Genomic DNA, 24667 nt, shown 5'->3' with positions numbered 1-24667 from the left:
CCTGCTCCACGAGATCGGCATCACGGTCAACCGCAACGCGGTCCCCAACGACCCGCGGCCGCCGATGGTGACGTCGGGCCTTCGGGTGGGCACGCCGGCGTTGGCGACCCGCGGCTTCGGGGATGCGGAGTTCACCGAGGTTGCCGACGTCACCATCGGCGGCCGCGGGTCGTTGGGGACCGCGTTGCGGTTGACCGTGATGCCGATCTCGTGGAGCAGGTCCTCGGCGCCCTGGCCGTCCAGCGGTGAGTTGCGCAGGTCCACCAGCACCAGGTGGACGTCGGTGCCACCGCTCACCACCGACACGCCGGCTTTGGCGACGTCGGGAGCCGTCAGCCGGTCGGCGAGGATGCGGGCGCCGGACAGGGTGCGCTGCTGCCGGTCGGCGAACTCGGGGGTGCCGGCGATCTTGAGGGCGACGGCCTTGCCCGCGATGACGTGCATCAGCGGCCCGCCCTGCTGGCCGGGGAACACCGCGGAGTTGACGGACTTGGCGTACTCCTGCTTGCCCAGAATCAGGCCGGAACGCGGGCCGCCGAGCGTCTTGTGCACGGTGGTGGACACCACGTCCGCGTGCGGCACCGGCGACGGGTGCAGTCCCACGGCGACCAGGCCCGCGAAGTGCGCCATGTCCACCCACAGCTTGGCGTCGACCTCGTCGGCGATCGAGCGGAACGCCGCGAAGTCCAGAATCCGCGGGTAGGCCGACCAGCCGGCGATGATGACCTTGGGACGGAACTCGAGGGCCTTGGCCCGCACCGCGTCCATGTCCACCAGGTGCGTCGTGGGATCCACGCCGTAGAAGCCGGTTTCGTAGAGCCTGCCGGAGAAGTTGAGCTTCATCCCGTGCGTCAGGTGCCCGCCGTTGGCGAGGTCGAGGCCAAGCAGCCGCTCGCCCGGCGTCATGAGCGCCTGCAGCACGGCGGCGTTGGCCTGCGCACCCGAATGCGGCTGCACATTGGCGAAATCGGCGCCGAAGAGCGCCTTCGCCCGGTCGCGGGCGATGTTCTCCACGACGTCGACGTACTCGCAGCCGCCGTAGTAGCGCCGGCCGGGCAAACCCTCGGCGTACTTGTTCGTCAGCACGCTGCCCTGGGCCTGCAGCACCGAGCGCGGCACGAAGTTCTCCGAGGCGATCATCTCCAGGGTGTCGCGCTGCCGGCCCAGCTCCTTGCCGAGCAGCTCGGCGATGTCGGGGTCGACCTCGGCGAGCCCAGCGGACATGACAGACGTGGAGGGGCGGGCGTCAGGTGCAGCAGTCACGGGGCCAGTCTATCCAGCGAGGGTTTAGCCAGCCCAGCCGTCGGGGGCGCGTCCGCCCCTGCAACACTTGCACTATGCCGCGGCTTAGCGAGCCGAGCCCCTATGTGGAGTTCGACCGAAAGCAATGGCGCGCGCTTCGCATGTCGACGCCGCTGGCCCTCACCGAAGAGGAATTGGTCGGCCTGCGCGGTATGGGTGAGCAGCTGGACCTGCTCGAAGTGGAAGAGGTCTACCTGCCGCTGGCCCGGCTGATCCACCTTCAGGTCGCCGCGCGCCAGCGGTTGTTTGCCGCCACGGCCGAGTTCCTCGGCGAGCCGCAACAGAACCCGGACCGGCCGGTGCCGTTCGTGATCGGCGTGGCCGGCAGCGTCGCGGTCGGCAAATCGACCACCGCGCGCGTGCTGCAGGCCCTGCTGGCCCGCTGGGATCACCACCCGAGGGTGGACCTGGTGACCACCGACGGCTTCTTGTACCCGAACGCCGAACTCGATCGGCGAAACCTGATGCACCGCAAGGGTTTCCCAGAAAGCTACAACCGCCGGGCGCTGATGCGGTTCGTGACGTCGGTCAAATCCGGCAGCGACTACGCGTGCGCGCCGGTTTACTCGCACCTGAAGTACGACATCATCCCCGGCGCCAAGCACGTCGTGCGCCATCCCGACATCTTGATCCTGGAGGGCCTCAACGTCCTGCAGACCGGTCCGACCCTGATGGTGTCGGACCTGTTCGACTTCTCGCTGTATGTGGACGCCCGCATCGAAGACATCGAGCAGTGGTACGTGTCGCGGTTCCTGTCGCTGCGCGGCACGGCATTCGCCGACCCGGAGTCACACTTCCACCACTACTCGGCCCTGGGCGACACCAAGGCCGTCGCCGCGGCGCGCGAGATCTGGCGGTCCATCAACCGGCCCAACCTGGTCGAGAACATCCTGCCGACCCGGCCCCGGGCCACCCTGGTGCTGCGCAAGGACGCCGACCACTCGATCAACCGGCTCCGGTTGCGCAAGCTCTAAGCGACTACGCCGTCGCGAGACGACGCACGCCCCAGTACTGCAGTCCGGCGAACGCCGCCGTGTACACGCCACCGGCCAGCGTTGCGGCAATGCCCGTCGCGGGCAACGGCAGCGCTTCGGCGGCCACGATCGCGCCCAGAGTGAACACGACGTTGGCCGCGACGACGCCGATTCCGACGCGGCGCAGGTTCGGGGCCGCCGCGAGGAGGAACACCGCCAGGCCGCCGAGCACGAAGAAGGCGCCGAGGCTGTACTCCTGCAGCGAGGTCAGGCCGGTCAGCGACGAAAGCGGGTCGGCCAGAAAAGCGATCACCAAACCGCACAGGCCCGTCAGTGTGGCGTCGGCGCGCATGGCGAAACGCAAGAGCGAGTCGGTCGAGTCGTAGAGGGGGCGGGTTGCCAGACCGGGCGCGCCAGATGCATACATCATGTGATTACTCCTCGCGATGGCGGATTGGGTCGAACTTCAGCGTGCCGCCGGCGCACTGCCATATCGACTCGTGGCACTGCCAACTACTGCCACGGAAACAAAGACCAGCGGGTTCGCCGGGCTATTCCCATTTGCGGGCAAGAATCAGAATTGTTATTCGACAACCGCCAGTCTGGCATTCAACAGCCCCAGCAGTCACAACGGGAACCGTCCCGGATTACTCGCTGGCCACCGACACCCGCCCGCGCAGGTCGGCGGCGATCAGCCGGGCGGCGGCGTTCTGCCAGTTGTGCAGCGAGCGCTGCGGGACCTCGGTGACCAACCAATGCCAGGCCTGGCGAGCGGTGGGATCGAGTCCCGCGGCGGTGGCGTTCTGCGCGTACGCGCGCACGCCGACGACGTAGGGGAAATACAGCGAGTTGTAGTGGCGCCATTGCTCGGTGGTCCCGAAATCGCCGGCGTCGCGCGGCTTGAGCCGCCCGATCGCGTCCGCGAGAACCGCCTTGAGTTCGTTGGCCCGCTCCAGCGGATGGTCGGGCGCCCCCCTGGCGGCGAGTCGCTCGTCGATGACGGGCAGCGCGGTCAGCGGGCTGGCGACCAGCTTGCTCAGGTCGCCGTAATGGCCCAGGGCACGGCGGGTGAGCCTGGCGAACGTGATGTCGTCGACGTGGTCGAGCGGATCCACCGACCGCAACGGCAGCGCCGCGCCGGTGTTCCGCAGCGCCGCCCGATCTTCCCGCAGCGCGGGGGATTTCGAGAATGCCAGGCGATCGAGAACCCCGGCCAGCGGATCCGCCAGCACCTGCACGGCGACCGCGACCGCCAGGCTGGTGAACAGCAGCACGGTGAGCGCGGTCTGCGCGGCGCGGTCGTCGCGAGTCAGCGCCAGGCCGATCAGCGCCTGGCCGCCGAACAACACCGCCACCGCCACCGAGCCGGCAAACGAGCGGAGCATGTCGGCGCGCAACGCCTGACCCTCGTCGAACGCGTCCCAGAGCGCCACGGCGAACCCGAGCGAGAGGACGTCCAAACTCGTCGACGCCAGCGCAACCCAGCTGGGCACCAGGCCCAGCGGAATGATCAGGATGGCATTGCCCAGCGCGAAGAACAGCGTCGCGACGACGGCGAGCCCGATCGCCGACCGCGGCCGACGCGGCTGCCGCAACGCGACGGCCATCGCCGCGAAGGTGGATACCGAGATCACCGCGAACATCACCCAGTGCCCCGTCCGGAGTGGCCCCTCGACGCTGCCGGCGAGCATCGCCCCGAACAGGGTCAGCGCGGCGACGCCGGCAACCAGCAACAACTCGCGCGTGCGCGGCCTCGAGCCGTCGCTGGGCCGGGACAGCTCTACGAGCACCGCGAACCAGGCCACGCCAGGGATGGTCACCAGGTAGATCTCAACGCGGCTGAGCACGTGCGCGTACGCGGGGCTGGCGGTCCGCACCGCGTCGAGCGCGACCACCAGCGCGAAACCGCACAGGCCGATCGCCGCCAACACGAGCACCGGTTTCCGCGGATCGCGAGCGAGCAGGTACAGCCCGAGCCACCCGCTCAGCGTGAAAACCACCGCCGACAGCGCAGCCATGCAACCCAGTTTGGCACGGTCTGATGCGTGCCGACCCGCTGCGCCCGGCTCGCGCCGCGCTTGCGATCGGCACGGCCTGATGCGTGCCGACCCGCTGCGCCCGGCTCGCGCCGCGCTTGCGATCGGCACGGCCTGATGCGTGCCGACCCGCTACTTGCCGTACCTGCGGTGCCGCTGACTGTAGTCACGCAGCGCGCGCAGAAAATCCACCCGGCGGAACGCGGGCCAGTGCGCCTCCGTGAACCACATCTCCGAATACGCGCTCTGCCACAGCAGGAACCCGGACAGGCGTTGCTCCCCCGACGTGCGGATCACCAGGTCGGGATCGGGTTGCCCAGAGGTGTAAAGGTTTTCGGAGATGCCGTCGACGGTGACAGCATCGATGAGCTCCTCGGCGGAGGCACCGTTGGCGAGTTCCTTGCTCAGCAATGCCCGCACCGCGTCGACGATCTCGCGGCGGCCACCGTAACCGACCGCGACATTGACGTGGAACGTCGCCACGACGGGTGTGGATTCCACCGCGTCGCGCAGCCGCCGGGCCGGTTCCTCGCCGAGCAACTCCAGATCGCCGACGGTGCGCACGCTCCAGCGGTTGGCGGGTGCGCAGATCTCCTCGACGACGTCGGTGATGATTTCGATGAGCCCCGCCAGCTCGTCGGGGTCGCGTTGAAGGTTTTCCGTGGACAGCAGGTAGACCGTCGTCATCTCGATGCCGGCTTCCTGGCACCAGCGCAGCATCTCGGCGATCTTCGCCGCGCCCATGCGGTAGCCGTAGCTGACGTCGGCATAGCCCGCGTCGCGGGCCCATCGCCGGTTGCCGTCGCACAGGACCGCGATGTGACGCGGCAGGTGTGATTTGGAGGAGGCCAGACCCTGCCGCAGCCGCAACTCATAGACGCGATACAGCGGCTCTTTGAGACGCGGCGGGATAATTTCCACGGAGATTCAGCCTACTGTGAGCTGCGCCAAATTCCCCCCTGCTATTCCGGCGATGTCACCCGCGCGCGGAGACCATGCCGTGACCGATGCCGACTACTGTTGATGGAGAGCAGCCACTGGCAATCCCCGACCTTTAAGACGAGGGCACAGGAGACATGAGCAGCCAGACGAGCACGTCTGCCAATCCGGAGCGTTCGGATCGCGAATCCGAGGCCGTCGCCCCCGGCAACACCGTCGAACAGCTTGTCGAAGGTGCGGCCCAGGCGCTGAGCAAGCCCCGCATGCGCGGCTGGATCCACTTCTTCTCCGCGTGGCTGGCGATCATTACCGGCGCCACGCTGGTGTCGGTGTCGTGGGCCGCCTCGTCGCCGCGCGCCGGTCATTCGACGCTGATTTACGCGGCGGCCACGGTGGCGATGTTCGCCGTCAGCGCCACCTATCACCGGGTGCAGTGGACGTCCGATGCCGCCCGGAACCTGATGAAGCGGCTGGACCATTCGATGATCTTCGTGTTCATCGCCGGCAGCTACACGCCCTTCGCGCGCCTGGCCATGCCGCAACAGACCGGCGTGGAGGTGCTGTGGATCGTGTGGGGCGGCGCGGCGGCGGGCATCCTGCTGAAGGTGTTTTGGCCGACGGCACCGCGGTGGCTGGGTGTGCCGCTGTACCTACTGCTGGGCTGGGTTGCCGTGTGGTACTGCCCGACGATTCTGCATAAGGCCGGCGTGGCGGCGATGGTGCTGTTGGCCGTCGGCGGGGTGTTCTACAGCGTCGGCGGCATCTTCTACGGGCTACGGTGGCCCGACCCGTGGCCCAGAACATTCGGGTATCACGAGTTCTTCCACGCCTTCACCGCGATCGCGGCCATCCTGCACTACATCGCCATGTGGTTCGCGGTGTTCTATGTCGGCGACCACGCGTGGCTGATGCACTGAGCGACTACAGCTGCGTGACGTCGGCGGGCGACCAGTACGCCTTCATGTGAGCGACCTTGCCGTCCTCGCCGAACGCCATCACGTCGATCGGCTCGATGACCATCCGGTGCTCCCCGGCGGTGATCGTGAGCCGGAAATGGAAGGCGGCCTCGTTGCCCGCGACCCGCAGCGTCACCAGCTCACATTCGCGCTGCACATCGTTGACCGCCGAATAGAAGCCGTGGATCGCCTGGCGGCCGATGTGCACCTCGCCGCCGACGGGATCCTCGACGGTGGCGTCATCGGCGTAGAGCTCGACCAGCTCGTCGGCGCTGCCCTTGGCGACCAGCTCGATGTAGCGGTTGACCGTGTCGGTGATGTGTTGGGCGCTCGGCATGAAACGTCACGCTACCGTGGCGCGCCGAGCGCCCGCGCGAGGTCTTCGGCGGTGGTCACCGGCAAGTCGCACACCCGGCCGCGGCACACGTACGCGGCGTCGGCACCGGCCACCCGGTCGCGGCCGGCCAGCAGCGCCGACGAGTCCTTTTCGCCGCCCACGACGATGGCCCCGCCCGGTGCCAGCCGGCGCGCATCGGCCAGTAGCGCCGACCGCGAAGGTTCGCAGGCGACCGCGATCTGCAGCGGTCCGCGCACCGCGGCTTCCGCCACGGCCAGCCAGTGGCCCGCCGAGCGTGGCGCGCGCTCCAGCAGCACCGACTGGGTGTTGAGCGAGTCGGCCGCCGCCCGCAGGTACCGCTCCGCGCGGTCGCCGTCGACCAGGTGCGCGGCGGTGAGCAGCGCCTCGGTGATCGACGACGCGCCCGACGGAGTCGCCCCGTCGAGCGGATCGGCGGGCCGAAGCATCAACCGCTCGGCGTCGTCGGCGGTGTCGAACCAACGGCCGGGCCGCTGCGGGTCGGCGAAGTGCCGCAGCGCGGTGTCGAGCAGATCCGTTGCCGCCGTCAGCCAGTCGGCGTCGGCGTCCAGCTGGTAAAGAGTGAGCAGGCCGGTGGCCAGCATCGCGTGGTCCTCGAGGATGGCGGCGCTGCCGCCGACCACCCCGCCCAGGCTGGCGCGCCGCAGCCGCCCGTCGACGAGGTGCGAGTCCAGCAGTGCACGCGCGCAATCGCGTGCGGCGCCGGCCAATTCGGGCGCGTCCAGGGCCACACTGGCCTCGGCCAGCGCGGTGATCGCCAGACCGTTCCAGGACGTGACGACCTTGTCGTCGCGCCCGGGTTGGGCGCGGGTGAGCCGGGCGGCCAGCAGCGCGGCCCGGACCCGTTCGAGCCGTTGCGGGTCGTCGGGATCGGCGGGCAATTGCAGCACCGAGGTCCCGTGTTCGAAGGTGCCGGCCGCGGTGACCGCGAAAACGGTTGCGGCCCAAAGTCCGTCGTCGGGGCCGAGCACCTCGATGAGCTGCCCGGGTGTCCAGACATAGGTCGAGCCCTCCCGGCCGTCGGCGTCGGCGTCCAGCGACGACGTGAACACGACGCCGTCGGCCAGGTCGTCGAGCAGGAAGCGCGCGGTCTGGGCGGTGACCCGGCGCGCCAACGGATCCCCGGTCCGCCTGGCCCAGTGCGCGTAGGCGCGCAGCAGCAACGCGTTGTCGTACAGCATCTTCTCGAAATGCGGTATCACCCACGCATTGTCGACGCTATACCGGGCGAACCCGCCGGCGAGCTGGTCGTAGATGCCGCCGCGGGCCATCGCGTTGCCGGTGTGCGCGACCGCCTCCAGCGCCGCCGCCGAACCGGTGCGCTCGTGGTTGCGCAGTAAGGCCTCGAGGAGTGCCGACGGCGGGAATTTCGGAGCGCCGCCGAAGCCGCCATGCACCGCGTCCCGGTCGCCGAGCACGGCGGCGACCGCGAGGTCACACAGCGCCGGCGCGACGTCCGGTCCCCCGCCCGGCAGCCCGCTCGCCATCGCGCGCAGCTCGCCGGCGATCTGGTCCGACGCCTCCTCGACCTCGCCGCGGCGCTGGTGCCAGGTGGCCGACACCGCCGAAAGCAGTTGCAGGAAGCTATTTTTCGGGTAGTACGTGCCGCAGAAGAAGGGCCGGCCGTCGGGCGTCAGGAAACACGTCATGGGCCAGCCGCCGTGTCCGGTCAGCGCCACGGTGGCGTTCATGTAGACGGCGTCGAGGTCCGGGCGCTCCTCCCGGTCGACCTTGATGCAGACGAATCCGGAGTTCATCGCGGCGGCCACCTCGTCGTCCTCGAACGATTCGTGAGCCATGACGTGACACCAGTGGCACGCGGCATAGCCGATGGAAAGCAGGATGGGCACGTCGCGCTCGGCCGCGGCCGCGAGCGCCTGCGGGGTCCACTGCTGCCAGTGCACTGGGTTGTCGGCGTGCTGCCGCAGATAAGGGCTGGTGGCCAGCCCAAGGGTGTTCGTCACGGCGGCGTCAGCCGGGCTCATCGCCGGGTCCCGGGGCCCGCTCCGATCCGTTCGCCTGGCCCGGGGGACGGTTGTCTGCCTTGTCGACCCCGTCGGTGCCTTCGTCGGCGGCCTGGTCGGGCTCGGGGTCCTTGGGGTCGAACGAGTCGGGCACCTTCTTGAGTTGCTTATTCATCGAGCGCAGCAGGAACAGCGTGGCGATCAGCAGCACCACGACGATCAGCAGCCCGATCGGGCTGGCCTTTCCGAAGTCCGGCCCGGTGTGCTTTGGCGCGCCGTCGGCCAACGCACTCGCCGCCCAATAGAAGTGGTTCACCCGTCACTCTCGATTCCGGCGAACAAATCGTCCTCGGGCAGTCGGACGGGCACCCGCGAACGCGCGAGCTCGAACTCCTCCGTCGGCCAGAGCCGCTGTTGCCATTCGATGGGCGCGGCGAAGAAGTCGTGGTCCGGGTCGATTTGGGTGGTGTGCGCCCGCAGTGCGTCGTCGCGTTGGCTGAAATACGCCGAGCACTCGACGCGCGTCGTGACTCGGGACTCGAACGGGTCGTGCGAGGCGTCCCAGTGCTCGAGCCACTTCGCGAACGGGGGTTCATGCCCGTGTTTGATGGCCTCGTCGTGCAGCAGCTGCATCCGGGCCCGCAAGAATCCGTGGATGTAGTAGAGCTTCGATACGACCCATGGCTCGCCCGCGTCCGGAAACCGCCGGTAGTCTCCGGCCGCCTCGAAGGCGCCGACCGAAACCTGGTGGCAGCGAATGTGATCCGGATGCGGGTAGCCACCGTTCTCGTCGTAGGTGGTGATCACGTGCGGCCGGAACTCGCGGACGACGCGCACCAGCGACTCGACCGACTCGTCCAGCGGCACCAGCGCGAAGCATCCTTCGGGGAGCGGGGGCGGTGGGTCGCCCTTGGGCAAGCCGGAGTCGACGAAGCCCAGCCAGGTGTGTTCGACACCGAGGATCTCGGCGGCCTTCGCCATCTCGTCGCGCCGGATCTCGGCAATGTGGCCGTGCACCTCCGGCAGGTCCATCGCCGGGTTGAGGATGTCGCCGCGCTCGCCGCCTGTCAGCGTCACCACCAGCACCCGGTGGCCCTCGTCGGCGTAACGGGCGAGGGTGGCAGCGCCCTTGCTGGACTCGTCGTCGGGATGGGCGTGCACCGCCATCAACCGCAGTTCGCTCACGTGCCCCCTTGTCGGTCTGCTGGTCGCTGGATGCGAACCTATAATTCCAGTTCTTCAGATCGTTGCATGCTGCAGGCCGCTGTCCGGCAGCCGACCACTCCAGGCATACCCAGGCATGACGGAAACTTCCCCTTCGCTTCCGGAGGCCCGCTATGGGCGCGCCGGGCGCCCGCGCGTACCCCGGCGTTGGGTGGTCATCGCGCTGGGCGCGCTGGTGGTCGCGGCCGGCCTGCTGATCGCCGTCGTCGGCTACCACCGGTTGGGCAGCAGTCCCGTGACGGGCACGCTGGGCAGCTATCGGGTCATCGACGACGAGACGGCATCGGTAACGATCAGCGTGACGCGATCGGATCCGTCGCGGCCGGTGGACTGCATCGTGCGGGTCCGGGCCAAGGACGGCAGCGAGACGGGCAGGCGGGAGGTGCTGGTCCCCCCGTCCGATGCGGCCACGGTGCAACTGACCACCACGGTGAAGTCCAGCAAACCCCCGGTGATGGCCGACATCTACGGCTGCGGCACCGACGTGCCCGCCTATTTGCGGCCCGGCGGGACCCCGTAACAACAGCCGAACTGCGAATTTGGGGTCATCAATTGTTTGCGCGGTGGTAACATGGGTGAATGCACGGTTCCTGATGGGACCGTGTATTGCTGCATTAAGGCCGTGAGCAGAACGGATCGGCAGCACACGGGGAGCAGACCCGGATACTCCCGGCGGCGGGGTTAAACAGGCTTACGCGGGTACGCGGAACGACAACATGAGGAGCACGACGAGATGACCGACACTTCGGTGACCTGGCTGACCCAGGAGTCACATGACCGGCTGAAGGCGGAGCTCGATCAGTTGATCGCCAATCGTCCGGTGATCGCCGCGGAAATCAACGATCGCCGTGAAGAAGGGGATCTGCGCGAGAACGGCGGATACCACGCCGCCCGCGAAGAGCAGGGCCAGCAAGAGGCCCGCATCCGCCAGCTGCAGGACCTGCTCAACAACGCCAAGGTCGGCGAGGCGCCCAAGCAGTCCGGCGTCGCACTGCCTGGTTCGGTGGTGAAGGTCTACTACAACGGCGACAAGTCGGACACCGAGACGTTCCTGATCGCCACCCGCCAGGAGGGCGTCAACGACGGCAAGCTCGAGGTGTATTCGCCCAACTCACCGCTGGGCGGCGCCCTCATCGACGCGAAGGTGGGCGAGACCCGCAGCTACGTGGTGCCCAACGGCAACACCGTAGAGGTCACGCTGGTCAGCGCGGAGCCCTACCACTCCTAGCGACTAGCCCTGTGGTGGCGACCCGCATCGCCCGGCTACGCCGCGCTCGCGATCGCCACTAGCCCAATGGTGGCGACCCGCATCGCCCGGCTACGCCGCGCTCGCGATCGCCACTAGTCCAGCGCCTGGTCGAGGTCGGCCAGCAAGTCGGCGATGTCTTCGATGCCGACCGACAACCGCACCAGGTCGTCGGGCACTTCCAATTGCGAACCGGCCGTCGAGGCGTGCGTCATGGCGCTCGGGTGCTCGATCAATGACTCGACGCCGCCGAGCGACTCGGCCAGGATGAACACTTCGGTGCGGGCGCACAGATCCTGTGCGGCCTGCCGGCCGCCTCGCATGCGGACCGACACCATGCCGCCGAAGCCGTGCATCTGCCGAGCGGCGATCTCATGCCCGGGGTGGCCGGGCAGACCGGGGTAGAACACGGTGCTCACCGCCGGATGGCCGGAGAGGAATTCGGCGACGGCCGAAGCGTTTTCGCTGTGTCGCTGCATCCGCAGCACCAGGGTCTTCAGGCCGCGCATGGCCAGGTAGGCGTCGAACGGGCTGGGCACCGCGCCCGCGCCGTTCTGCAGGAAGGCGAATGCGGCGTCCAGCTCCGCGTCGTTGGTGATCAACGCCCCGCCCACCACGTCGGAGTGCCCACCGATGTACTTCGTGGTCGAATGCAGCACCACGTCGGCGCCCAGCTTCAGCGGCTGCTGCAATGCGGGTGAGGCAAATGTGTTGTCCACCAAGACCTTTAGCGAGGACCGTGCGCCCAGTTCGGCGAGGGCCGCGATGTCGGCGATGGACAGCAGCGGGTTGGTCGGTGTCTCCACCCAGATCAGCCGGGTTTGGGGCGTGACCGCGGCGCGGACGGCGTCCACGTCGGACAGCGCCACCGGCGTGTAGCTGACGTTCCACTGCGTGAACACCTTGTCGATCAGCCGGAAGGTGCCGCCGTAGGCGTCGTTGGGGATGATCACGTGATCGCCGGGCCGCAGCATCGCCCGCAGCGCGCAGTCGGTGGCGGCCATACCCGAGGCGAACGCGCGCCCGTAGCTGCCCTCTTCGACGGCGGCGAGCGAGGCCTCCAGCGCGCTGCGCGTCGGGTTGCCGGTGCGCGCGTATTCGAACCCGCCGCGCAGCACGCCGACTCCGTCTTGGGCGAACGTGCTGCTGGCATAGATCGGGGCGTTGACCGCGCCCGTCGCCGGGTCCGGCCGGTAGCCGGCGTGAATCGCTTTGGTGGCGAGTCCGGTGAAGTGTCCGGTGTGGTCGTCGCTCATCGACGACCAGCCTAGGTGACGACCGAGTCGGCTACCGCGCCCGCACGGCTAGCTCGGCTGTTGCTCGGTCCCGTCGAGCGGCAGACAAACCGTCGTCATGATCTTGTCCGCCAACGTCTGCCGCTTCGAATCCCACAGCGGGAAAAGGAAACCGATGAAGCAGATGATGGCGTCGACGAAGTGCGCGAGGGAACGCACGATGGACATTCCGAAACCGAGGGGCTGGCCGGTGACCTCGCTGACCACCTTGAACTTCATCACCGATTTGCCGACGCTCGACCCGGTGGTGCCCTGGCGGTAGCCGTAGTTCCAAATCAGATAGATCAGTCCGACCAGCGACGCCAACCACTGCGCGGCCAGGCCGATGGTCGAGTTCTGCGTCACGCAGTACTGGTTGACGGCGTACTGCGTGACATCGGTGATGCACGACGTCTGCTGGGTGGCGACCAGGATCCCGGTCCCGATACCGTGCACGACGGCGTACGGGAGGATGTCGATGATGAACGCCACCAGGCGTGTCAGCCACGGCGTGTAGGACTCCGTCGGCAACGTGCGGATCGCCGGTCCAGGAGGCGGTGGCGCGTACCCACCGGCGGACGGCGGGGGCGGCGGGTAGGAGCCGCCGGGCGGCGGCGGCGGATAGGAGCCGCCTGCGGGAGTCGATGGAGGGGGCGGAACAGCCTGCCCACCGGACGACCCGGGCGGCGGCGGAGGTGGTGGATAAGCGTCGCCGGGCGGCGGTTGATCGGTCATGGGCACCCCTTCCACTGCGAACCAGCTGAACCAGGCCGCATTACAGTACCTGAGCGCGCAGCGGCCGGGCGAGACGCGCGTCGCGGCTTGAAGGGGTCGCCGCTAGCGCCGCGCACTTGGTGCGCGGGGGCCGTCCGAGAGGAAACCGAGCAGGTCGTAGCGGGTGATCACCCCGACCGGTTTGCCCTCCTCGACCACCATCAACGCATCCCAGTCGCGCAGCGCCTTGCCGGCCGCGCTGACCAACTCCCCCGCGCCGATCATCGGCAGCGGCGGGCTCATGTGCAGCGAGACGGCGTCGGCCAATTTGGCCCGGCCCTCGAAGACGGCCGAGAGCAGTTCGCGCTCGGAGACGCTGCCGGCCACCTCGCCGGCCATCACCGGCGGCTCCGCGCCTACCACGGGCATCTGGGACACGCCGTACTCGCGCAGGATGCCGATGGCGTCGCGGACGGTTTCGGACGGGTGCGTGTGCACCAGGTCGGGCAACTCGCCGGACTTGCGGCGCAGCACGTCGCCCACCGAGGCCTGCTCGGTCGAGCCGTCGAGACGGCTGCGCAGGAATCCGTACGAAGACATCCAGGCGTCGTTGAAGATCTTCGCCATGTAGCCGCGCCCGCCGTCGGGCAGCAACACCACGACGAGCGCGTCGGGTCCGGCCTCCTCGGCGACCTTCAGCGCGGCCACCACCGCCATCCCGCACGACCCCCCGACGAGCATCGCCTCCTCGCGGGCCAGCCGCCTGGTCATGTTGAACGAGTCGGAGTCGGACACCGCGATGATCTCGTCGGGCACCGTGCGGTCGTATGCGGCCGGCCAGAAGTCCTCACCGACGCCCTCGACCAGGTAGGGCCGGCCGGTCCCGCCGGAGTACACCGAGCCCTCGGGGTCGGCGCCGATGATGCGAACCTTCCCGCCCGACACCTCTTTTAGGTAGCGGCCCGCACCGGTGATCGTGCCGCCGGTGCCGATGCCGGCGACGAAGTGGGTGACTTTGCCGTCGGTGTCGGCCCAGACCTCGGGGCCGGTGGTGGCGTAGTGGCTGGCCGGACCCTCCGGGTTCGCGTACTGGTCAGGCTTCCAGGCGCCCTCGATCTCCCGGGTCAGCCTGTCGGAGACGCTGTAGTAGCTGTCCGGGTGGTCGGGCGGCACGGCCGTCGGGCAGACGACCACCTCTGCGCCGTAGGCGAGCAGCACGTTGCGCTTGTCCTCGCCGACCTTGTCGGGGCAGACGAACACGCACTTGTACCCGCGCTGCTGTGCCACCAGCGCCAGGCCGACGCCGGTGTTGCCCGAGGTGGGTTCGACGATGGTGCCGCCGGGCTTCAGCAGGCCGCTCGCTTCCGCGGCGTCGATCATCCGCACCGCGATCCGGTCCTTCGAGCTACCCCCGGGGTTGAGGTACTCGACCTTGGCCGCCACAGTGCCGGCGCCGTCGGGAACCACGGAATTCAGGCGAACTAGCGGCGTGCCGCCGATGAGCTCACTGATGTGCTGGGCGATCCGCATGCGTTCATCGTCTCAGGCAGGTTCCGGGGGTGCACGACGGCTTCGGAGTTCGCGCCCGACGGGTTGGGCTAGCCGGTGGCCTCACGGATATAGTCGCCGATCTGGCGCAGCGAGCGAACCGCCTCCGGGACCATCGGAGCGGCCAGCTGGAAGTCGTGAATCTGGCCGGGCCACACCCGCACCTCGGCCGGCACACCGACCGCGGCCAGCCGGCTCGCCGCCAGCCGCGCGTCGTGCAGCAACACCTCGGATCCGGACACGTGGATCAGCGTCCGCGGCAGGCCCGGCTTGATGTGCTCGACCGGCTCGTAGATCTCCTCGGGCCGCCCCCCGACTTTGTGCTTTTCGGCCGCGCTGGCAACCAGCGCGGCCAGCGCGTCGAACGCCCGGGCGGAGAACATCGCGTCGGTGTTGATGTTGGGATGGGCCTGCTTGTATTCCTTCGCCAGCTGCAGCAGCGGCGAGATCAATACCAGCGCGGCCGGCTCCTCGCACTCCTCCTGCAGGCGTTGCGCCAGCGCGAGCGCGAGGTAGCCGCCCGCGGAGTCGCCGGCCAGCACGATCTGATCCGGCTCGTATCCGCGCAGCCGCAGCCACTGGTAGCCGTCGTGGCAGTCGTCGAGCGCCATCCCGATCGAATGCTTGGGCAGCAGACGGTAGTTGACCACCAGGATCGGCGCATCAGCAAACTGTGACAGCGCCTCGACCAGCCGACCGTGCGAGTTCGCCCCGCACGTCAGGAACGCGCCGCCGTGAAAGTAGACGACCACCCGCCGGGTGCCGTCCGCGGGCAGCACGCCGGGGGCGCGCACCAGCTGCGCCGACGCGTTGGGCAAGTTCACCGTCTCGCGGACGGTGGCCGTCACCGGGAGCACCACCCGGGCCGCCAGGTCGATGAGGCCCCAGGGCCAGGGGAAGTTGGGGACGTGGCTGCCGACGGACAGAACCGGCCGGACCGTCACCCGCGACGCCAGGTTGGCCACCCGCGCAGCAACGCTGGGCCCGGACTCCAGGACCTCGACCGGGGTGCCATCGCTCATCGCGTATCGGCGCGCCTCGGCGCGACGCGCCTTGAGAACTTGATAAGGACGAAGGGCAGTCCGGGGGGAGCCGGATACCTGACCGGGTGCGCTCATGCTCAACACTTCCTACGTCTTTGTAGTGCGATACAGCATGTGACGAGGCAGCTAAGCGTCTGGTTCAGCGGTTTGCCCAAGGCACTCAGCCGACCCCGCCGACTCAGCTTGACAGGCGCTTCTTAAGAGAACATTTAAAAAGCCTGATTCGTTACCAATTTGATTCTTCCCGTGACCACATTGTTGGTCAGCGGACCCCGCAAACATGCAAGCCCATCTAAAATGGACCGCGTGACCATGCGGGTGCCCCGTCGTTCGGCAATCGCCCTGGCCACCGCAGGCGCCCTCGCCTCGACAGGAACTGCCTATCTGGGCGCGCGCAACCTGCTGGCCGGCCAGGCGACGCACGCGCGCACCGTCATCCCCAAGTCGTGGGACATCCCGCCACGCGCCGACGGCGTGTACACCCGCGGTGGCGGCCCGGTGGAGCGGTGGCACCGCGGCGTCCCGTTCGATCTGAGCCTGATGATCTTCGGCGACTCGACGGCCGCCGGCTACGGGTGCACCAGCGCCGAGGAAGTGCCGGGAGTGCGAATCGCGCGCGGCCTCGCCGAACAGACGGGCAAGCGAATCCGGTTGAGCACCAAGGCAATCGTCGGCGCAACGTCGAAAGGCGTGTGCGGCCAAGTCGATGCGATGTTCGTGGCCGGGAAGCCGCCGGATGCGGCGGTGATCATGGTAGGCGCCAACGACGTGACGGCCCTCAACGGCGTCAGCCAGTCGGCGCAGCGGCTCGGGCTGAGCGTCCGCAAGTTGCGCGCCCGCGGTGCGGTGGTGATCGCCGGCACCTGCCCAGACCTGGGTGTCATCACCGCGATCCCCCAGCCCCTTCGCTCGATCGCACACGAGCGTTGTATGCAACTGGCGCGCGCCCAGGCCGCGTCGGTGCGGGCCGCCGGCGGTATGCCGGTACCGCTCGGGCAGTTGATGACTCCGCAATTCCGGTCGACGCCCCACGTGATGTTCTCCCCCGACGGCTTCCACCCGTCCGCCCCCGCATACGCGATCGCGGCCGACGCGCTGCTGCGTGCGCTGTGCGAAGCGCTGGGCGAGGAGGTCGATCTCCCGCCGCTGGAGTTGGCGGCGTCGACGACCGCGCCGGTGCTCGGTCAGCGCCACACGCGGATCAGCGTGATGTCGCGGCTGTGGCGGCGCCCGGTGCCGGGACCCGCCCCGTCTTCGTGCCCACCGGTCGCCAGCGACTAGATTTGTCCTAGTCCGTCGGCGTCAAGTCAACGGTTTGTGAAGCGAACTCGCCGGAATCCGGAAGGGATTTGAAGGGAACCGTCATGCCTGAAGCCGTAATTGTCTCTGCCGCCCGCTCGCCGATCGGCCGCGCGATGAAGGGGTCGCTGGTCTCCATGCGGCCCGACGACCTGGCCACCCAGATGGTGCGCGCCGCGCTGGACAAGGTGCCCGCGCTCAACCCGCACCAGATCGACGACCTCATCCTGGGCTGCGGCCTGCCCGGCGGTGAGTCCGGCTTCAACATGGCGCGCGTGGTCGCCGTCGAGCTCGGCTTCGACTTCCTGCCCGGCACCACCGTGAACCGGTACTGCTCGTCGTCGCTGCAGACCACCCGGATGGCGTTCCACGCGATCAAGGCCGGCGAGGGCGACGCGTTCATCTCCGCGGGTGTCGAGACCGTGTCCCGGTTCGGCAAGGGCAACTCCGACTCCTGGCCTGACACCAAGAACCCGTTGTTCGACGAGGCCCAGGAGCGCACCGCCGCCGCCGCGGGCGGGGCCGACGAATGGCACGACCCGCGGGCCGACGGCAACGTGCCCGACGTCTACATCGCGATGGGGCAGACCGCCGAGAACGTGGCCATCCTGACCGGCGTCAGCCGCGAGGACCAGGACCGCTGGGGGGTGCGCAGCCAGAACCGCGCCGAGGAGGCGATCAAGAGCGGGTTCTTCGAGCGCGAGATCGTTCCGGTGACCCTCCCGGACGGCACGACCGTCAGTACCGATGACGGCCCCCGTCCCGGCACCACCTACGAGAAGGTCAGCGAGCTCAAGCCGGTGTTCCGGCCCAACGGCACGGTGACCGCGGGCAACGCCTGCCCGCTCAACGACGGCGCGGCCGCGCTGGTGATCACCAGCGACACCAAGGCCAAGGAACTCGGCCTGACGCCGCTGGCGCGCATCGTGTCCACCGGCGTCAGCGGCCTCTCGCCGGAGATCATGGGGCTCGGCCCGATCGAGGCGTCCAAGAAGGCGCTGGCGCGGGCGGGAATGTCGATCAACGACATCGACCTCTACGAGATCAATGAGGCCTTCGCGGTCCAGGTGCTGGGCTCGGCACGCGAGCTGGGCATGGACGAGGACAAGCTGAACGTCTCCGGTGGGGCGATCGCGCTGGGCCACCCCTTCGGAATGACCGGCGCGCGGATCGCGACCACGTTGATCAACAACCTGCAGACGCACGACAAGACGTTCGGGCTGGAGACCATGTGCGTCGGCGGCGGGCAGGGCATGGCGATGATCATCGAACGGCTGAGCTGACCGATCCCCGGAGCTCGCCGTCGAGTGTGCGGCCATGGTCGCGACACGCCGGACAGGCCCGCCCTCAGTGCACACTCGACGCCAACACGAAAAGACCGGCGCGCCAATCGGCGTGCCGGTCTTTTCGTTGAAGAGAACTAGTCGTTCTGCAGATAACTGAGCAGCCGCAGGATCTCGATGTAGAGCCAGACCAGGGTCACGGTCAGGCCGAGGGCGATACCCCAGGCCGCCTTCTCCGGCGCCCCTGCGCGCACCATCTGGTCGGCCGCGTCGAAGTCGATCAGGAAGCTGAACGCCGCGATGCCGATGCAAACCAGCGAGAAGATGATCGCCAGCGGACCACCGCTGCGCAGGCCCAGGCCGGTGCCTCCGCCGACGTGGAACATGGCCAGCACGAAGTTGCCGAGCATCAGGGCCAGCACGCCGAACATCGCGGCGACGAGCATCCGGGTGAACTTGGGGGTGACCCGGATTGCGCCGGTCTTGTAAACCACCAGCATGCCGAAGAAGACACCGAAGGTGCCCATCACGGCCTCCCCGATCAGCACGCCCGCGTTCGCGTGCGAGACCGCGAAGTTGGCGAAGACGAACGAGATAGCGCCCAGGAAGAGCCCCTCGAGGACGGCGTAGCTGAGCACGATGGCCGGGCTGTCCTGCTTGCGGCCGAAGGTCGCGACCAGCACCAACCCCAGGCCGCCGAGCGCGCCGACCAGGGTCAGCGGCATCGCCAGCGCGAGGTTGGACGCGACCAGGAAGTAGGACACCACGGCGGACACCGCCAACACGGCCAGCGTGATGCCGGTCTTGGTGACGACGTCGTCGATGGTCAGCGGACGCGAAGCCCTGGTCTCCTGGTAGGGAGCTTGGTAGGGCGCCGCGTAGGGGTCGGCTCCATAGCCCTGCATCGGGGCCGCGCCCGTGCCGAATTGCGCGTATCCCCCCCGCTGCTTGGGCAACGAACGAAATACCGGGTTGCTTGTCTCCCGCACCGTCGGATCCTCTCTATTGGCTTCGAGCTGTGCGAACACAATCTCAACGATCAGCGTCCCGTCCGAGTTCCCGGCCGACCTGGGCATTTTCCGGTGCCCGCAGCCTTTGCTGTCGTCGCGTTAAAGATAACCCTTACCCGGGGGTATGGCGCCGCTCGTCACGATCTAGATTTTTCGTTCGAGGGTGGACCGGTGATGGGAGGCCAGTGCGTGACCGACGAATCCGATGAGGTTCTAGCCCGCGTCGACGGCAACGTCGGTCTGATCACGCTCAACCGCCCCAAGGCGATCAACTCACTGAATCAGCAGATGGTGGACGCGCTGAGCGCCATACTCACCCGCTGGGCGGACGACGACGCGGTATCCACGGTGGTGCTCGCCGGCGCCGGCGAGCGCGGCTTGTGCGCCGGCGGCGACGTGGTCTCCATCTATCACAGTGCGCGTAAGGATGGGGTGGATGCGCGGCGGTTCTGGCGCGACGAGTACCTGCTCAATGCCCAGATCGCCGATTTCGTCAAGCCATACGTGGCGCTGATGGACGGCATCGTGATGGGCGGCGGCGTCGGCGTCAGCGCGCACGCGAACATCCGAGTGGTGACCGACACCTCCAAGATCGCGATGCCCGAGGTCGGCATCGGCTTCGTTCCCGACGTCGGCGGGATGTTCCTGCTGTCCCGGGCGCCCGGTGGGCTGGGTCTGCACGCCGCCCTGACCGGAGCTCCGTTTTCCGGAGCCGACGCCATCGCCATGGGATTCGCCGACCACTATGTGCCGCACGACGATCTCGAGGCGTTCACCCGGACGATCGTCGCCGATGGCGTTCAGAGCGCGCTTGCCGCGCACGCCGTCGAGCCCCCAGCGAGCGAGCTTGCCGCACAACGGGATTGGATCGACGACTGCTACGCCGGCGACACGGTTGAAGACATCGTTGCCAGTTTGCGCCGGCATGCCGCCGCCCCGGCCCAAGACGCCGCCGACCTGATCGGCACCCGCTCGCCGATCTCGTTGACGGTGACCCTGGAAGCCGTCCGGCGCGCCGCCAAACTCGAGAGTGTGAAAGACGTTCTCATTCAGGATTATCGGGTGTCGTCGGCATCGCTGCGCTCACACGACCTGGTCGAGGGCATCCGAGCACAGCTGATCGACAAAGACAGAAACCCGAAGTGGTCGCCGGCGACGCTGGCCGCGGTGACCGGGGCCGACGTCGAGGCGTATTTCGCCCCGGTCGACGACGACTTGAGTTTCTAGGAAGAGGATTCGCGATGACAGACGCTGCTTACGAAACCATCCTGGTCGAGCGCGACGAGCGCGTCGGCACCATCACCCTGAACCGGCCGAAAGCGCTCAACGCGCTCAACACCCAGGTGATGAACGAAGTGACCAAGGCGGCAACGGAGTTCGACAACGACCCTGGCATCGGGGCGATCATCATCACGGGTTCGGCGAAGGCGTTCGCGGCCGGTGCCGACATCAAGGAGATGGCCGGCCTGACGTACGCCCAGGCATTCGACGCCGACTTCTTCGCCCCCTGGGCCAAACTGGCGGCCGTGCGCACCCCGACCATCGCCGCGGTGGCCGGGCACGCGCTCGGCGGCGGCTGCGAGCTGGCGATGATGTGCGACGTGCTGATTGCCGCCGACACAGCGAAGTTCGGACAGCCGGAGATCAAGCTCGGCGTGCTGCCCGGCATGGGCGGCTCCCAGCGCCTCACCCGTGCCATCGGCAAAGCCAAGGCCATGGACCTCATCCTGACCGGGCGCACCATCGACGCCGCCGAAGCCGAACGCAGCGGCCTGGTTTCGCGCGTGGTGCCCGCCGATGATCTGCTGGCCGAGGCCAAGGCCGTCGCCACCACCATCTCCCAAATGTCACGCTCGGCGGCCCGGATGGCCAAGGAGGCCGTCAACCGCGCGTTCGAATCCACGCTGTCCGAAGGGCTTCTCTACGAACGCCGCCTTTTCCACTCGACTTTCGCGACGGAGGACCAGTCCGAGGGCATGACGGCGTTCATCGAGAAGCGCCCTCCCAACTTCACCCACCGATAGGCATGCGATGAGCGAGCCCGGCACAGCGACGAACACCGAAGCCGGCGGCAACCCCACGGCCGTCACGGAGGAAGCCGCGCGTCCGGATGCCCACCCGCAGACTCGCGAGCCGCAGTCACCCGAAAAGCCTTGGTGGGTGCGGCATTACACCTTCACCGGCACCACGGTTGGCCTCATCTTCATCTGGTTCTCCATGACGCCGTCCCTGCTGCCGCGCGGCGCGTTGTTCCAGGGGCTGGTCAGCGGCATCTCCGGCGCCATCGGATACGGGCTGGGGGTCTTCGCCGTTTGGCTGTACCGGTACCTGTGGGCGAAGCAGTCCAGTCCGCCCGCGCCGCGCTGGGCGTGGAAGGTGCTGATCCCTATCGGTGCGCTCGGCATGGTGTTGATGGCCGTCTGGTTTCACGTGTGGCAGGACAACGTGCGCGACCTCATGGGTGTACGGCACCTGAAGTGGTACGACTACCCGGTGGCCGCGGGCCTGTCGCTGGTGGTGCTGTTCACCCTCGTCGAAATCGGCCAGTTCATCCGGTGGCTGGTCAGGTTCCTGGTCGGCCAGGTCGACCGCATCGCGCCATTTCGGTTGTCGGCGACCATCGTGGTGGCGCTGCTCGTGGTGCTCACCATCACCGTGCTCAACGGTGTCGTGCTCAAGTCCGCCATGCGCACCATGAACAACACGTTCGCCTCGGCGAACAACGAGATGAATCCCGACACCGCGCCACCGAAGACCCCGCTGCGGTCCGGCGGTCCCGATTCACTTGTCTCGTGGGAATCCCTTGGGCACCAAGGCCGGATCTTTGTGGAAGCCGGGCCGAGAGTTGACCAGCTGGCCGCCTTCAATGGCGCTCCGGCGACCGAACCGATACGGGCCTATGCCGGGCTGAACTCCGCCGACGACATCACGGCGACCGCCGAGCTCGCGGCGCGTGAGCTGCAACGCACCGGCGGGCTGCAACGCGCCGTCGTCGCCGTCGCGACCACCACCGGCACCGGCTGGATCAACGAGGCGGAAGCCGACGCGCTCGAGTACATGTACAACGGCAACACCGCGATCGTCAGCATGCAGTACTCGTTCCTACCGAGCTGGCTGTCCTTCCTGGTGGACAAGGAGAACGCCCGCCGCGCCGGCCAGGCGCTGTTCGAGGCCGTCGACCGGCTGATCCGCCAGATGCCCGAAGCGCAACGACCCAAACTCGTTGTGTTCGGCGAGAGTCTGGGATCGTTCGGCGGCGAGGCGCCGTTCATGAGCCTGAACAACGTGCTCGCCCGCACCGACGGCGCCTTGTTCAGTGGACCGACATTTCAAAACACCATCTGGACCGACCTGACCTCGACGCGCGACGCCGGTTCCCCGGAGTGGCTGCCCATTTACAACGACGGCAAGAACGTCCGGTTCGTCGCTCGCCCAACGAATTTGGCGCGGCCGAAATCCGCGTGGGACCACCCCCGTGTGGTCTATCTGCAGCACGCCTCGGATCCGATCGCCTGGTGGTCCCCCGATCTGCTGTTCAGCCAACCGGATTGGCTGCGGGAGCGGCGAGGCTACGACGTGCTGCCCGAGACACGCTGGATTCCGGTGGTGACGTTCCTGCAAGTCACGGCCGACATGGCCGTGGCGGTCGACGTGCCCGAGGGCCACGGCCACCACTACGTCGCCGACGCGGCCGACGGCTGGGCGGCCGTGCTGTCACCGCCGGGGTGGACGCCCGAAAAAACCGACAAGCTACGGCCACTGCTTCATTCGGACGCCACCTCAACCGGGTAGCTAGAGCCAGCGGCGACCGAGGTCGCCGGAGTTGGCGAGCACTCCCGGGGAGGCATCGAGCGAGCCGGTACCGGAAAGTTGTTCCAGCACACCGGCACCCGCGAGCGCGTGATAGCCGCCGATGACGTCGGTGGCGCGGTGCAGGCCGATGTCCAGCAGCGCGGCGGCCGCAAGGCTCGAGGTGTAACCTTCCGAGCACACGATCACCCATTCGACGTCGTCGCCGACGGCCTCGGGCAGCTTGGCCTCGCTGGTCGGATCGCAGCGCCACTCCAACACGTTGCGTTCGATCACCAGCGCGCCCGGGATCTCACCCTCGCGGAAGCGCTGCGCCTGCGGCCGGATGTCGACGAGCACCGCCCCGCGCCGCAGCGCATCGGGCACCTCGACGGCGGGAAGGCGACGGTAGCGGCGCCGGGCGGATCTCAACACAACATCGATGCGGCTCATCACGGTCCCTCCGGTTGGTCGGTCAATTCGGTGCGCTGGCGGCGCAACCGATTTCGGCCGGTGACCTCGTAGTAGGACATCGCGGTCAGCGGCGGCGAGTAGGCGTGCACGCTGAGTGAAGGCGTCACCGGCTCTCGGGCGGCGCCCGACAGCCCCGAGACGGGCACCGTCACGGGCCGCGGCGCCCACACCACGTCATGCACCCAGCCCAACGGAAACCCGGCCTGATCGCCCGCGTCGAGCCGGCGACGCCGCAGGGCCCGGCCGTCCCAGCGGAATTCGTTGAGCGACCCGGACAGGACCGTCAGCGCGCCGAGGGACCCACCGTGGTCGTGCAGTTCGGTGTGGTGACCGGGAACCCAGCTGATCAGCCAGACGTCCAGCTCCTCGTCGCCGTGGATGCGGGTGAACCAGCGGCGCGACTCGGGTATTCCGCCCGGCGGCAGCAGGTGGTCGCAGCGTCCGCTCAGCACGTCATCGGCGGCCTGGTCGGTGGCGTGCAGGAGGTCGGGAACCCGCAGGCGGGTCGGTCCCGACGATGGGGACGAAATGGTGCGCGGGCGCAACGCAGCCGGAGCGGCAAGAGGCAAAGACATGGTTGGAGCTCCACAAAGAAGGATCGGACAGGCGGCGGCGTGTTACGGCCGACAACACTCGCAAAATCCGAAGCGCTCCATCACGGCCGCCAGTGTTGCATAGATTGAGAGGATGCGCTGGTGTGGTCAACGGCCCCGGCTGTGGGGCATGCTCCTGGTGGCGGCGGGCTTCTTGGCGGCCACGGGATGCTCGCCTGACGCCCCCAGTGCTAAGCCCGCGTCCTCATCTCAGCGGCCTGCGGAGCTACCGGTCCGCCCCGGCGCGGCGCCGCCGGGCGCCGTCGGTCTGTCGCCGGCGGGCGTGACGACCAGGGTCGACGTGCCCGCGAATTCGACCGAGGAAGAGTATTACCAGGCCTGTCACGCCGCAAAACTGTGGATGGATGCCCAGCCCAAGACCGGTCAGTCGCTGTTCGAGCCCTATCTGGCGATGATCCAGGCCGCCCCGTCGGGCACCGCGGGCAGCTGGAACGCCCGCTGGGCGGATCTGACACCGGCCCGGCAGGCGGCAGTGATCACCGCCGCGCGCGCCGCCGCCGGCGACGAATGCGGCTAGCCCTTTCGAACTCCTGCGCGATTGAATTCACGGGTACAGAAAGTGCCAACCCGGCCGCTGCAACACCGCTCCGCCGCGCAAAATG

The 24667-nt window shown here is 68.3% G+C and carries 24 protein-coding genes and 1 pseudogene; 10 read left to right on the top strand and 15 right to left on the bottom strand.

Going from position 1 to position 24667, the window contains the following annotated elements; translation table 11 throughout:
- Positions 1–93: 93 nt before the first annotated feature.
- Positions 94–1224 (bottom strand): annotated as a pseudogene (glyA, locus tag A5697_RS24270) (serine hydroxymethyltransferase); the annotation flags it as partial.
- A gap of 113 nt (positions 1225–1337) precedes the next feature.
- Here glyA and coaA point away from each other — a divergent pair.
- Positions 1338–2276 (top strand): type I pantothenate kinase, encoded by a 939-nt coding sequence (coaA, locus tag A5697_RS24265; RefSeq protein ID WP_067949977.1) that lies wholly within the window; start codon positions 1338–1340, stop codon positions 2274–2276.
- A gap of 4 nt (positions 2277–2280) precedes the next feature.
- Here coaA and A5697_RS24260 read toward each other — a convergent pair whose 3' ends face one another.
- The 3 genes from A5697_RS24260 to A5697_RS24250 all read right to left on the bottom strand — a co-directional run bounded on the left by A5697_RS24260 (position 2281) and on the right by A5697_RS24250 (position 5233).
- Positions 2281–2706 (bottom strand): hypothetical protein, encoded by a 426-nt coding sequence (locus A5697_RS24260; RefSeq protein WP_067949975.1) that lies wholly within the window; start codon positions 2704–2706, stop codon positions 2281–2283.
- Between the two features lie 217 nt (positions 2707–2923).
- Positions 2924–4294: a hypothetical protein gene (locus A5697_RS24255; RefSeq protein WP_067949972.1), complete on the bottom strand. Its 1371-nt coding sequence runs from the start codon at positions 4292–4294 to the stop codon at positions 2924–2926.
- A gap of 150 nt (positions 4295–4444) precedes the next feature.
- Positions 4445–5233 (bottom strand): (2Z,6E)-farnesyl diphosphate synthase, encoded by a 789-nt coding sequence (locus A5697_RS24250; RefSeq protein ID WP_067949970.1) that lies wholly within the window; start codon positions 5231–5233, stop codon positions 4445–4447.
- Between the two features lie 155 nt (positions 5234–5388).
- Between A5697_RS24250 and A5697_RS24245 the strand changes: the two genes are divergently transcribed.
- Positions 5389–6168, top strand: coding sequence for a hemolysin III family protein (locus A5697_RS24245; RefSeq protein ID WP_067949968.1), 780 nt, complete (start codon positions 5389–5391; stop codon positions 6166–6168).
- Between the two features lie 4 nt (positions 6169–6172).
- Here the strand turns inward: A5697_RS24245 and A5697_RS24240 are convergent, their stop codons facing one another.
- Genes A5697_RS24240 through mca form a run of 4 tightly spaced genes read right to left on the bottom strand, consistent with a single transcriptional unit; the run spans position 6173 to position 9732 of the window.
- Entirely contained in the window at positions 6173–6544 is a 372-nt protein-coding gene (locus tag A5697_RS24240; RefSeq protein ID WP_067949966.1) for a nuclear transport factor 2 family protein, read from the bottom strand.
- Positions 6545–6555: 11 nt separating this feature from the next.
- Positions 6556–8568 (bottom strand): thioredoxin domain-containing protein, encoded by a 2013-nt coding sequence (locus A5697_RS24235; protein ID WP_068012278.1) that lies wholly within the window; start codon positions 8566–8568, stop codon positions 6556–6558.
- A complete protein-coding gene (locus A5697_RS24230) occupies positions 8555–8863 on the bottom strand; it encodes a hypothetical protein (protein WP_067949963.1) in 309 nt (102 codons plus the stop codon). The genes A5697_RS24235 and A5697_RS24230 overlap by 14 nt, the downstream gene beginning before the upstream one ends.
- A complete protein-coding gene (gene mca / locus A5697_RS24225; protein ID WP_067949961.1) occupies positions 8860–9732 on the bottom strand; it encodes a mycothiol conjugate amidase Mca in 873 nt (290 codons plus the stop codon). The genes A5697_RS24230 and mca overlap by 4 nt, the downstream gene beginning before the upstream one ends.
- 115 nt (positions 9733–9847) lie before the next feature.
- Between mca and A5697_RS24220 the strand changes: the two genes are divergently transcribed.
- Both A5697_RS24220 and greA read left to right on the top strand, forming a co-directional pair.
- Positions 9848–10291, top strand: a complete 444-nt coding sequence (locus tag A5697_RS24220) for a DUF4307 domain-containing protein (RefSeq protein ID WP_067949958.1) — start codon at positions 9848–9850, stop codon at positions 10289–10291.
- Positions 10292–10504: 213 nt separating this feature from the next.
- Entirely contained in the window at positions 10505–10999 is a 495-nt protein-coding gene (greA, locus tag A5697_RS24215) for a transcription elongation factor GreA (protein ID WP_007168983.1), read from the top strand.
- Positions 11000–11112: 113 nt separating this feature from the next.
- Here the strand turns inward: greA and A5697_RS24210 are convergent, their stop codons facing one another.
- From A5697_RS24210 to A5697_RS24195, 4 genes are all read right to left on the bottom strand, one after another.
- Positions 11113–12273: a cystathionine gamma-synthase gene (locus A5697_RS24210; RefSeq protein ID WP_068012277.1), complete on the bottom strand. Its 1161-nt coding sequence runs from the start codon at positions 12271–12273 to the stop codon at positions 11113–11115.
- Between the two features lie 48 nt (positions 12274–12321).
- Complete coding sequence (locus A5697_RS24205) at positions 12322–13026, bottom strand: RDD family protein (protein ID WP_068012276.1); 705 nt, start codon at positions 13024–13026, stop codon at positions 12322–12324.
- 102 nt (positions 13027–13128) lie between these two features.
- A complete protein-coding gene (locus A5697_RS24200) occupies positions 13129–14535 on the bottom strand; it encodes a cystathionine beta-synthase (RefSeq protein WP_067949952.1) in 1407 nt (468 codons plus the stop codon).
- Between the two features lie 68 nt (positions 14536–14603).
- The gene (locus A5697_RS24195) at positions 14604–15671 is read right to left on the bottom strand and encodes an alpha/beta hydrolase (RefSeq protein WP_067949950.1); all 1068 of its coding nucleotides are present in this window, start codon (positions 15669–15671) and stop codon (positions 14604–14606) included.
- Positions 15672–15914: 243 nt separating this feature from the next.
- Here A5697_RS24195 and A5697_RS24190 point away from each other — a divergent pair, with 243 nt between their 5' ends.
- Complete coding sequence (locus A5697_RS24190) at positions 15915–16877, top strand: SGNH/GDSL hydrolase family protein (RefSeq protein ID WP_156673429.1); 963 nt, start codon at positions 15915–15917, stop codon at positions 16875–16877.
- Between the two features lie 83 nt (positions 16878–16960).
- Positions 16961–18178: an acetyl-CoA C-acetyltransferase gene (locus tag A5697_RS24185; protein WP_067949948.1), complete on the top strand. Its 1218-nt coding sequence runs from the start codon at positions 16961–16963 to the stop codon at positions 18176–18178.
- A 137-nt stretch (positions 18179–18315) separates the two neighbouring features.
- Here A5697_RS24185 and A5697_RS24180 read toward each other — a convergent pair whose 3' ends face one another.
- Positions 18316–19167, bottom strand: a complete 852-nt coding sequence (locus tag A5697_RS24180; protein WP_067735063.1) for a Bax inhibitor-1/YccA family protein — start codon at positions 19165–19167, stop codon at positions 18316–18318.
- 210 nt (positions 19168–19377) lie between these two features.
- Between A5697_RS24180 and A5697_RS24175 the strand changes: the two genes are divergently transcribed.
- The 3 genes from A5697_RS24175 to A5697_RS24165 are packed head-to-tail and all read left to right on the top strand — an operon-like array spanning position 19378 to position 22980.
- Entirely contained in the window at positions 19378–20415 is a 1038-nt protein-coding gene (locus A5697_RS24175; RefSeq protein WP_067949947.1) for an enoyl-CoA hydratase/isomerase family protein, read from the top strand.
- A gap of 14 nt (positions 20416–20429) precedes the next feature.
- Positions 20430–21212, top strand: a complete 783-nt coding sequence (locus A5697_RS24170) for an enoyl-CoA hydratase (RefSeq protein ID WP_068012275.1) — start codon at positions 20430–20432, stop codon at positions 21210–21212.
- A 7-nt stretch (positions 21213–21219) separates the two neighbouring features.
- Positions 21220–22980 carry an alpha/beta-hydrolase family protein gene (locus A5697_RS24165; protein WP_068012274.1) on the top strand — a complete coding sequence of 587 codons (1761 nt, stop codon included), beginning with the start codon at positions 21220–21222 and terminating at the stop codon, positions 22978–22980.
- Here A5697_RS24165 and A5697_RS24160 read toward each other — a convergent pair whose 3' ends face one another.
- Positions 22981–23430, bottom strand: coding sequence for a rhodanese-like domain-containing protein (locus tag A5697_RS24160; protein ID WP_067949940.1), 450 nt, complete (start codon positions 23428–23430; stop codon positions 22981–22983). It lies immediately after the preceding gene.
- A complete protein-coding gene (locus A5697_RS24155) occupies positions 23430–24026 on the bottom strand; it encodes a cysteine dioxygenase (RefSeq protein ID WP_067949938.1) in 597 nt (198 codons plus the stop codon). Before A5697_RS24155 ends, A5697_RS24160 begins: the two co-directional genes overlap by 1 nt.
- Before the next feature lie 112 nt (positions 24027–24138).
- Between A5697_RS24155 and A5697_RS24150 the strand changes: the two genes are divergently transcribed.
- A complete protein-coding gene (locus A5697_RS24150) occupies positions 24139–24582 on the top strand; it encodes a lipoprotein LpqV (RefSeq protein WP_231972167.1) in 444 nt (147 codons plus the stop codon).
- Positions 24583–24667 lie beyond the last annotated feature (85 nt).

It is taken from the genome of Mycobacterium sp. E3251 (assembly GCF_001666835.1).
In the GTDB taxonomy this organism is placed as follows: domain Bacteria; phylum Actinomycetota; class Actinomycetes; order Mycobacteriales; family Mycobacteriaceae; genus Mycobacterium.
The sequence above is the reverse complement of the archived record's forward strand: the minus strand, read 5'-3'. Positions and strand labels throughout refer to the sequence as shown.